Genomic DNA, 1,030 nt, shown 5'->3' with positions numbered 1-1,030 from the left:
CTGAGGACAAGCCCTCGGCCTATTAGTACCGGTCAACTCCACCCCTTACAGGGCTTCCATATCCGGCCTATCAACCCAGTCGTCTACTGGGAGCCTTACCCTCTCAAGGAGGTGGGAGTGCTCATCTCGAAGCAGGCTTCCCGCTTAGATGCTTTCAGCGGTTATCCCTCCCGAACGTAGCCAACCAGCCATGCCCTTGGCAGGACAACTGGCACACCAGAGGTTCGTCCGTCCCGGTCCTCTCGTACTAGGGACAGCCCTTCTCAACACTCCTACGCGCACAGCGGATAGGGACCGAACTGTCTCACGACGTTCTAAACCCAGCTCGCGTACCGCTTTAATGGGCGAACAGCCCAACCCTTGGGACCTACTCCAGCCCCAGGATGCGACGAGCCGACATCGAGGTGCCAAACCATCCCGTCGATATGGACTCTTGGGGAAGATCAGCCTGTTATCCCCGGGGTACCTTTTATCCGTTGAGCGACGGCGCTTCCACAAGCCACCGCCGGATCACTAGTCCCTACTTTCGTACCTGCTCGACCCGTCAGTCTCACAGTCAAGCTCCCTTGTGCACTTACACTCAACACCTGATTGCCAACCAGGCTGAGGGAACCTTTGGGCGCCTCCGTTACCCTTTAGGAGGCAACCGCCCCAGTTAAACTACCCACCAGACACTGTCCCTGATCCGGATCACGGACCCAGGTTAGACATCCAGCACGACCAGAGTGGTATTTCAACGGCGACTCCACAACAACTGGCGTTGCTGCTTCAAAGTCTCCCACCTATCCTACACAAGCCGAACCGAACACCAATATCAAGCTATAGTAAAGGTCCCGGGGTCTTTCCGTCCTGCTGCGCGAAACGAGCATCTTTACTCGTAATGCAATTTCACCGGGCCTATGGTTGAGACAGTCGAGAAGTCGTTACGCCATTCGTGCAGGTCGGAACTTACCCGACAAGGAATTTCGCTACCTTAGGATGGTTATAGTTACCACCGCCGTTTACTGGCGCTTAAGTTCTCAGCTTCGCC

At 55.8% G+C, this 1,030-nt stretch carries 1 rRNA gene; it reads right to left on the bottom strand.

The annotated features are described in order from the left end of the window. Nucleotides 1-2 precede the first annotated feature (2 nt). A 23S ribosomal RNA gene (locus ABTY56_RS38765) occupies nucleotides 3-1,030 on the bottom strand; the annotation flags it as partial.

Origin of the sequence: Kitasatospora sp. NPDC097691 (assembly GCF_040302665.1) — a bacterium.
Lineage (GTDB): Bacteria > Actinomycetota > Actinomycetes > Streptomycetales > Streptomycetaceae > Kitasatospora.
Note: the sequence above shows the minus strand (reverse complement) of the source record. Positions and strands in the feature narration are given on the sequence as shown.